This is a genomic window from Aeromonas sp. R5-4, from assembly GCF_040908215.1.
In the GTDB taxonomy this organism is placed as follows: Bacteria; Pseudomonadota; Gammaproteobacteria; order Enterobacterales; family Aeromonadaceae; genus Aeromonas; species Aeromonas veronii.
This window is the reverse complement of record NZ_JBFODG010000004.1, coordinates 34,198-42,555: the sequence shown is the minus strand read 5'-3', so window position 1 is coordinate 42,555 and position 8,358 is coordinate 34,198. Positions and strand designations below refer to the sequence as shown.

Below are 8,358 nucleotides of genomic sequence, written 5' to 3'. Positions count from 1 at the left end.
GATTGCTTGATTCAAATTGTTAAAGAGCGACGCAACAGTGTGTTGCTGCGGGAGTGGAATTCTACTCAACCGCCTTCTCGAGTCAAGCCTTATTTTCAAAGGCTTTTCGAGGTTATCGACGAGGTTGTTTGCGTTGCCGCTTGCCCTGTCGATGGAGGCGCATTATAGGGAACAGATTCTTTCTGGCAACCCCTTATCGGCAATAAAATTGCAAAAAAGGGCACTTTTTTAGTTATTCATATCCAACCACAGTTTTTATACAAACTTATCCACAGAAACCGGTTCAAGATTGCTAGAATGGCCGGAAACAAGGAGGCCAAGATGGACTTGCGACTGAGACCCTATTCGGGAAAACGCCCGCAACTGGGCAAACGGGTGTATGTAGACCCCTGCGCGACACTGGTGGGCGATATCGAACTGGCCGACGATGCCAGCATCTGGCCCATGGTGGCGGCACGGGGGGATGTGAATCATATCCGTATCGGTGCCCGCAGTAACATTCAGGATGGCACCGTATTGCACCTGACCCGCAAGAGCGTCAGCAACCCGACCGGCTATCCGCTGCTGATCGGTGAAGATGTCACTGTGGGTCACAAGGCGATGCTTCACGGCTGCACCATCGGCAACCGGGTGCTGGTCGGCATGGGTGCCATTCTGCTTGATGGCGTCGTGGTTGAAGATGATGTGATGATCGGCGCAGGTTCGCTGGTGCCACCGGGCAAGCGACTCGAGTCGGGCTTTCTATATATAGGGAATCCCGTCAAACAGGCTCGTCCGCTCAAGCCCGCCGAGATCGCCTTCCTCAAGACCTCGGCCGACAACTATGTCCTGCTCAAGGATGAGTATCTGCAAGAGACCTGATAGGGCTGGCAGAAACAGGAAGCCCGGCATAATGCCGGGCTTCGCTTCTTATATAGCTATATAGCCGTGCAGAACGGCTGACCGGAAATCAGTGGGCCTGATCCCAGTTGTCACCGGTACCCGCTTCAACCAGCAGCGGCACATGCAGTTCGGCAGCGGCCGACATCTTCTCCTTGATGATGGCGGTGTACTCCTCCAGCTTCTCTTCGCGGATCTCGAACACCAGTTCATCGTGTACCTGCATCAGCATGCGGATCGACTCATCCTCGATACCGCGGATCCAGCTGTCCACGTTGATCATGGCGCGCTTGATGATATCGGCGGCCGTGCCCTGCATCGGGGCGTTGATGGCGGCCCGTTCGGCAGCCTTGCGCAGACCGGCGTTGCGGGACTTGATATCCGGCAGATAGAGGCGACGACCAAACAGGGTCTCGACATACCCCTGGGCTTCCGCCTGCTGACGGGTGCGCTCCATATACTCCAGCACGCCCGGGTAGCGTTCGAAGTAGAGATCCATGTACTTCTGCGCTTCGGCACGACCGATCCCCAGCTGCTTGGCCAGACCGAAGGCACTCATGCCGTAGATAAGGCCGAAGTTGATCGCCTTGGCGCTGCGGCGCATGTCGGTGGTGACCGCATCGAGCGCCACGCCGAACACCTCGGCGGCAGTCGCCTTGTGGATGTCCTTGCCCTCGGCAAAGGCGGTCAGCAGCCCCTTGTCACCGGAGAGGTGCGCCATGATGCGCAGCTCGATCTGGGAGTAGTCCGCCGCCACCAGCTTGTAACCGGCGCTCGGGATGAAGGCCTGACGGATCCGGCGCCCTTGCTCATTGCGCACCGGGATGTTCTGCAGGTTGGGATCAGATGATGACAAGCGGCCCGTAGCCGCTACCGCCTGATGATAGGAGGTGTGTACCCGCCCGGTCTGCGGCTTGATCATCAGCGGCAACTTGTCGGTGTAGGTGGACTTGAGCTTGGCCAGCCCACGATGCTCCATCAGCAGTTGCGGCAGCTCGTAGGTCTCCGCCAGCTCGGCCAGCACCTCTTCTGCGGTGGACGGTGCGCCCTTCGGCGTCTTTTTGATGATCGGCAGGCCCAGCTTGGTGAAGAGGATCTCCCCCAACTGCTTGGGCGAGGAGAGGTTGAACTCCTGTCCGGCCAGCTCATGGGCCTGCTTCTCCAACTCCCCCAACCGCAGCTCGATCTCCTGACTCTGCTGGTGCAGCAACTTGGGATCGATAGTGGTGCCGAGCAACTCCATCCGCGCCAGCACTGGCAGCAGGGGCAGTTCGATCTCGCTGAATACCTTGGCGAGACCCGGCACGGCCTCCAGCTGACCCCACAGGGTCTGGTGCAGACGCAGGGTGATATCGGCATCTTCCGCCGCATAGGGGGCGGCCTGCTCCAGCTCGATCTGGTTGAAGGTGAGCTGTTTCACCCCTTTGCCAGCGATATCTTCAAAGGAGGTGGTCTCGATCCCGAGATAGCGTTTGGCCAGCGAATCCATATCGTGACGGCTGGCGGTGGAGTTGAGCACGTAGGACTCGAGCATGGTGTCGTAGGCAATGCCCTGCAGGTCGATGTCATGGTTGAGCAGCACGTTGCGGTCGTACTTGAGGTTCTGCCCCACCTTAAGACGGGTCGGATCTTCCAACAGCGGCTTGAGCTTGCCCAACACCACGGCCTCGCTCAGCTGTACCGGTGCCCCCAGATAGTCGTGGCCAAACGGCACATAAGCAGCCTTGCCCGGCTCAACCGCGAAGGAGACGCCGACGATCCGCGCCTCCATGTAATCGAGACTGGTGGTTTCGGTATCGAAGGCAAACAGCGGTGCCGCTTTCAGCTGTTCCAGCCAGCCGTCAAACTCGGCTTCGTCCAGAATGCAGCGGTAGTCGGTTTCGATGGCGGCAACCGGAGCGGCGCTCTCATCGCCAGCCTCGTCTTGTCCGGCACTCTCGCTGCCCTCTTCACCACCGGATTCCAGCTCCTTGATCAGGTTGCGCAGCTCGTATTCGCGATAGACCGCCAGCAAGGACTCCTTGTCGACCGGCTTGAGCAACAGCTCTTCCAGACTCTGTTCCAGTTCGACGTCGGTCTTGATGGTCGCCAGTCGATAGGAGAGACGAACCTGCTCCTCCTGCTCGCGGAACTTGTCGGCGAACGCCTTGGAGCCACGAAAGCCGAGCGCGGCCACCTTGTCGAGGTTGGCAGCAATCTCGTCGATGCTGCCGATCCCCTGCAGCAGGGCAAGTGCAGTCTTTTCACCAACGCCGGTCATACCGGGAATGTTGTCGACCTTGTCACCCATCAGGGCCAGATAGTCGATGATGAGCTCGGGCGGTACGCCAAACTTCTCGATCACCCCTTCCCGATCGGTCTTCACATCTTTCATGGTGTCGATCAGGGTGACATGGTCGGAGACCAGCTGCGCCATATCCTTGTCACCGGTGCTGATCAGTACCGGCAGCTGCTTCTCGGTCGCCTGGCGGGCCAGGGTGCCGATCACGTCGTCGGCTTCAACCCCTTCCACCATCAGGAAGGGAAAGCCCATCGCCTTGATCATCTGGTGGATAGGCGCGACCTGGCTGCGCAGATCGTCCGGCATGCTGGCGCGGGTCGCCTTGTACTCGGGATAGATGTCGTCGCGGAAGGTCTTGCCCTTGGCATCAAACACCACGGCCACATGACAGTCAGGATATTGCTTGCGCAGGCTGCGCATCATGTTGGCCATGACACGGACGGCGCCGCTCGGCAAACCGGTCGATGTGCGCAGATCGGCCTGCTGGGAGGCGAAGAAGGCGCGGTAAAGATAAGAGGAGCCGTCGACCAGAATAAGGGGGTTGCTAGGGGCCATGAAATCGTCCTGCCAGAGATAAACAGCCGCTAGGATGCCACAGGGCCCCCCTCACACCAAGGGGCGCAGCAACAGCACACAGCGCCCGATAAAGGGACTCAATCTGTGGATAACTCTGTGTTCAAAAATGGGGCGCATCAGAGCTCACAGTGATAAAACTGTGTATAAGAAGATAAAAAGCCATTAAAAACAATGTATTGAGAACGTAAAAACCGATCGCGAGACAGTTAGAATGATCTCGATCAATGTGGAAAAAGATTTAAGGGAGTAGGTACGGCAGGATCCAAAACGAAACAATCCTAGCACAGCAAGATGACTTGACCAGCGGAGGGCGAGCGATAACCATACAAAAGTACAACAATCCATCCTGGCTCACATTTTCAACAACGAGGAGTTTGCCATGAAAAAAGTGGCCGTGATTTTGAGTGGCTGCGGTGTCTTTGACGGGGCCGAAATCCACGAGGCCGTCATCAGCCTGCTGGCGTTGGCCCGTCAGGGAGCCGCCGTCCAGTGCTTCGCCCCAAACGTGGCGCAGCTCCATGTCATCAACCACCTGACCGGTGAAGTGAGCGAGGGAGAGAGCCGCAATGTGCTGGTCGAAGCGGCCCGTATCTGCCGTGGCCAGATAAAGGATGTGGCCGAGCTGGATGCGGCCGATTACGACGCGCTGCTGGTGCCCGGCGGCTTTGGCGCGGCCAAAAACCTGTGTAACTTTGCTATCAAAGGAGCCGAGTGCCAGATCCAGCCCGATGTGCTGAAAGCATGCCAGAGCTTTGCCAAAGCCAACAAACCGGCCGCCTATATCTGCATCGCGCCCGCCATGATCCCGCTGATCTATGGTGCCGGGACGCTGGCGACCATCGGCCATGACGAAGGCACCGCCAACGCCATCGAGGCGATGGGCGGCAGCCATCTCAACTGCCCGGTCAACGAGTTCGTGGTGGATCAGGAGCGCAAGGTGATCTCCACCCCCGCCTACATGCTGGCCAACAATATTGTCGAGGCGGCAGACGGCATCGAGAAGACAGTCAAGCAACTGCTGGCGCTGTAATCTTCACCCTGCCAAAAACAGACGGGCCGCTCATGGAGCGGCCCGTTTTCAATTCTGCCTGAAGGCAATGAATTAGATGGTTTCGCCCATCTGATCCATTTTACCCAGCAGGGCACGCAGACGCTCCTGCCATGCAGTGTGCTCGTTGCGCAGCTGATGGTTCTCGTCTTGCAGCTTGCTGTTCTGCTCTTTCAGCTCGTCCAGCTCCATCTTCAGCAGGGAGATGTTGTCGACGGCGGATTGTACTTTGGATTCGAGTTGCTCAAGGACTTCTAGTGACATATGCATACCTGTTTGTTCAATTGCGATGCCCCACAGAGGGCGATTCAAGCGCGTGAAGCCAGCATACCCCGAGCGCATCGGCACAAACAAGCCAGTGCGCTGTAAAATGCGCCTTCCATAGATGTATTGTCTAAATATGCGTCTATTTTTCTCGCATCCTGCGCCCGAGCCGCGACAACACACTGAACCGTGCGTAAAAGACCCCGCCGCCCGCGCATCATTTGCACCCTCTCGACGGAATCGCCGTTATCCATGCAAGGCGATATAAGCCCCTAGCAACAGACAGGCGACGACATACATCAGCAGGCCGTAGAGCAGGTTCCAGCGCAGGATCAATCCGGCACTGAGGTTATAACGGGAGGCCAGCGCCAGATTGGAGCCGGAGAGCGGACTGGTGCCGGTGGCAAGCCCCCATCCCAGCAGGAAACACATACCGAGCAGGCTGGGATCCGGCGCCAGCGGCCAGAGCAGCGGCGCCAGCCCGGAGATACTGATGAGCGGATGCACCCCGACGATGGCCACCAGCAGGATCAGCAGCAGAGTGAGGGATGCTTCGAGCCAGCCAAAGTGGTTGAACAGTGGCAGGCCATGACCAGCACCGAGATCGATGACCGACAGCGCACTGTTGATGCCTGCCGCCAGCAAACCGGCCCCCAGAAACAACACCAGCTGACCGCCGATGGCGGGGAAGCGCTCCACCACCTGCCGCTTGAGGGCCGCCTTGCGCCCGGCCCTCGGCATAAAGAGCAACGCCAGCAGCGGGGCCACCAGCGCGATCACCGCCAGAATGCCGAGCTGGGGCCAAATCTGCTTGATGAGCAGCACCAGCAGCGCCAGCGTGACCGGCAACCCCAGGGTCTGCAGCCTCAGCGGATAACCGGCAAAGTCGGCTACCCCGATCCGCTCCACCTGCCAGGCAGTCAACCCCATCGCCAGCAAGGCGGCGAGGATCCCGAACGGCAGAATATGGGAGAGCTGCAAGCCCGGCGCATAGGTGAGCGCCACCGCCATGGCGACAAAGAAGGGTGACCAGAAGGCAGCGGCACAGAAGATCCGGCTCAGCACCATCACCTGACGCCGCTCCAGGGTGCCATTGCGCTCCAGTCGATCGCCGATGATAAAGAGCACCGAGAGGTTGATGACCGCCCCCAGCAGATTGAGGCTGGCCATGGTGCTCCACAGCCCCTTTCGCCCGGTCCAGGAGGTGGTGCCGGTCAAGAGACCCGAGGTGGCGAGGTTGAGGGTGCTCACCGCGGCAAACATGGTGAGCATATTGATGTTGGGCAACAGCCAGTCACCGGCGGTGAGGGTCGCTCCCCGCCACCAGGAGAAGATCAACAACAGCAGAGCGGCGCCATACAGGGCCAGCGCCTGCCGCTTGGCCGCCCCCACCAGCCAGGGCCAGGTGAGCAGTGACGCCCCCCAGGCCGCAATGGCAGCAGGCCAGGGGGAGAGTCCCAGATAGAGATGGAGCAGGTTGAGCAGCCACATCCCCAGGATCAGATAACCCGACCAGCGTTTGGCCATCGACTACTCCGGCCGGGAGATCAGAGACACTGATCCATATCCAGTGAAGGCTTGTCGCACTCCGGACGGCCGACGATCTTGGCGGGTACGCCAGCGACCGTGGTATGAGGCGGCACCGGGTTGATCACCACGCTGCCCGCGCCAATTTTAGCACCCACGCCCACTTCGATATTTCCGAGCACCTTGGCGCCCGCCCCTATCATCACCCCTTCGCGGATTTTGGGATGGCGATCGCCGCTCTCCTTGCCGGTACCGCCGAGGGTCACGCTCTGCAGGATGGAGACATCATCTTCAATCACCGCTGTCTCGCCCACCACTATGCCGGTGGCGTGGTCAAACATGATCCCCTTGCCGATGCGGGCGGCCGGATGCACATCCACCCCGAACACCACCGAGATCTGGTTTTGCAGATAAAGGGCCAGCGAGCGGCGCCCCTGACGCCACAGCCAGTTGGCGACCCGATAACCCTGCAGGGCATGGAACCCCTTGAGATAGAGCAGTGGGGTGGAGAAGAGATCGACCGCAGGATCCCGCTCCTGCACGGCGCAGATGTCAGCCGCCACTACCGTCAGCAGCTCGGGCTCGCTGCGCAGGGCCAGCTCGATCACCTCGCGCAGGGCGATGGCGGGCATGGTGGCGCTGTCGAGTTTGTTGGCCAGCTGGAAGCTGAGGGCCGAACGCAGATTCTTGTGATTGAGAATGGTGGAGTGGAAGAAGCTGGCCAGCATCGGCTCCTGGGCCGCCATGCACTCCGCTTCTTGCTGAATTTTGTGCCAGGTTTTGGCAACCAGTTCATCCATGTTGCAGCCTACTGTTGTTCTGGGTGAGGGCTCTGTTGTTCTTTTGTCAGCACCGAGATGGGGTCCATGTGGATGATGACATCCATCCGCTCGAATGCCTGGCGTACCGCCAGTTCGGCTTCATCGGCGATCTGATGGGCCTTGACCAGGGGGATCTGATCATCCAGTTCAAGATGCAACTGTACGAATCGGGTCGGCCCGGATTGACGGGTGCGCAGGTCATGTACGCCGTGTACACCTTCTACGGCACAGCAGAGCGCCATTATTCTCGCTTGTTCTTCCGCTGGCAACTGACGATCGAGCAGGGCCTGCACCGACTCGTAGCCGATGTGTCCCGCCCCCCACAACAGGAACAGTCCGATCAGGATGGCAAACAGGCCGTCGGCCCAGTACCACCCCTGCCCCGCCAGCACCAGCGCCAGCAAGACACCGGCATTGAGCAGCAGATCGGAACGGTAGTGCAGCATGTCGGCCTTGATGGCCACACTGTTGGTCTTGCGAATGACAAAGCTCTGGAAGCTGACCAGCAGCAGGGTCAGCACGATAGAGCCACCGCTGACCCAGAGACCCGCCTCCAGCCGCAGAATAGGCGCCTGATTGAGCAGGGATGAAATTCCGTGCATCACCAGCAGCAGGGCGGAGCCGGAGATAAAGGCCGACTGGATGAGGCCCGCCAGCGACTCCGCCTTGCCGTGACCGAAGCGGTGCTCGTCATCGGCGGGGGCAAGCGCATAGCGAATGGCCAGCAGGTTGATGATGGAGGCACTCACATCCATGAAGGAGTCGGTCAGCGACGCCAGCAGGGTCGACGAGTCGGTCATCAGCCAGGCGATCAGCTTGCCGATGATCAGCAAGGTAGCGGTGGTGACCGCCGCTATGCTGGCAAAGGTCACCCAACGGGAATATTGTTGATGGCTCAAAACCGGCTTTCCTCTGGCGATGAAAAACTTATTATACCCTGACCCCGGCGTCAGTTTGGCGCG

At 59.5% G+C, this 8,358-nt stretch carries 7 protein-coding genes; 2 read left to right on the top strand and 5 right to left on the bottom strand.

Annotated elements, in window-relative coordinates:
• Positions 1-321 precede the first annotated feature (321 nt).
• On the top strand, positions 322-861 hold the full coding sequence (locus tag AB5Y83_RS02880) for a gamma carbonic anhydrase family protein (RefSeq protein WP_110304598.1): 540 nt from the start codon (positions 322-324) through the stop codon (positions 859-861).
• Positions 862-949: 88 nt separating this feature from the next.
• Here AB5Y83_RS02880 and polA read toward each other — a convergent pair whose 3' ends face one another.
• Positions 950-3,715, bottom strand: coding sequence for a DNA polymerase I (gene polA / locus AB5Y83_RS02875; protein ID WP_368174668.1), 2,766 nt, complete (start codon positions 3,713-3,715; stop codon positions 950-952).
• Between the two features lie 400 nt (positions 3,716-4,115).
• On the opposite strand from polA, the gene elbB reads away from it, so the two are divergent.
• Entirely contained in the window at positions 4,116-4,766 is a 651-nt protein-coding gene (gene elbB, locus AB5Y83_RS02870) for an isoprenoid biosynthesis glyoxalase ElbB (RefSeq protein ID WP_005356063.1), read from the top strand.
• Positions 4,767-4,838: 72 nt separating this feature from the next.
• On the opposite strand, the gene AB5Y83_RS02865 is transcribed toward elbB, so the two are convergent.
• The 4 genes from AB5Y83_RS02865 to AB5Y83_RS02850 all read right to left on the bottom strand — a co-directional run bounded on the left by AB5Y83_RS02865 (position 4,839) and on the right by AB5Y83_RS02850 (position 8,295).
• The gene (locus AB5Y83_RS02865) at positions 4,839-5,048 is read right to left on the bottom strand and encodes a cell division protein ZapB (protein WP_005339554.1); all 210 of its coding nucleotides are present in this window, start codon (positions 5,046-5,048) and stop codon (positions 4,839-4,841) included.
• 246 nt (positions 5,049-5,294) lie between these two features.
• Complete coding sequence (locus tag AB5Y83_RS02860; RefSeq protein ID WP_151286374.1) at positions 5,295-6,575, bottom strand: hypothetical protein; 1,281 nt, start codon at positions 6,573-6,575, stop codon at positions 5,295-5,297.
• Positions 6,576-6,595: 20 nt separating this feature from the next.
• On the bottom strand, positions 6,596-7,375 hold the full coding sequence (gene cysE / locus AB5Y83_RS02855; protein WP_005339552.1) for a serine O-acetyltransferase: 780 nt from the start codon (positions 7,373-7,375) through the stop codon (positions 6,596-6,598).
• 8 nt (positions 7,376-7,383) lie between these two features.
• On the bottom strand, positions 7,384-8,295 hold the full coding sequence (locus AB5Y83_RS02850) for a cation diffusion facilitator family transporter (RefSeq protein ID WP_005339551.1): 912 nt from the start codon (positions 8,293-8,295) through the stop codon (positions 7,384-7,386).
• Positions 8,296-8,358: the final 63 nt, after the last annotated feature.

Coding starts and splice junctions, on each gene's coding strand:
- AB5Y83_RS02880 (WP_110304598.1), top strand. CDS start 322: ATGGACTTGCGACTGAGACCCTATTCGGGAAAACGCCCGCAACTGGGC.
- polA (WP_368174668.1), bottom strand. CDS start 3,715: ATGGCCCCTAGCAACCCCCTTATTCTGGTCGACGGCTCCTCTTATCTT.
- AB5Y83_RS02860 (WP_151286374.1), bottom strand. CDS start 6,575: ATGGCCAAACGCTGGTCGGGTTATCTGATCCTGGGGATGTGGCTGCTC.
- cysE (WP_005339552.1), bottom strand. CDS start 7,375: ATGGATGAACTGGTTGCCAAAACCTGGCACAAAATTCAGCAAGAAGCG.
- AB5Y83_RS02865 (WP_005339554.1), bottom strand. CDS start 5,048: ATGTCACTAGAAGTCCTTGAGCAACTCGAATCCAAAGTACAATCCGCC.
- elbB (WP_005356063.1), top strand. CDS start 4,116: ATGAAAAAAGTGGCCGTGATTTTGAGTGGCTGCGGTGTCTTTGACGGG.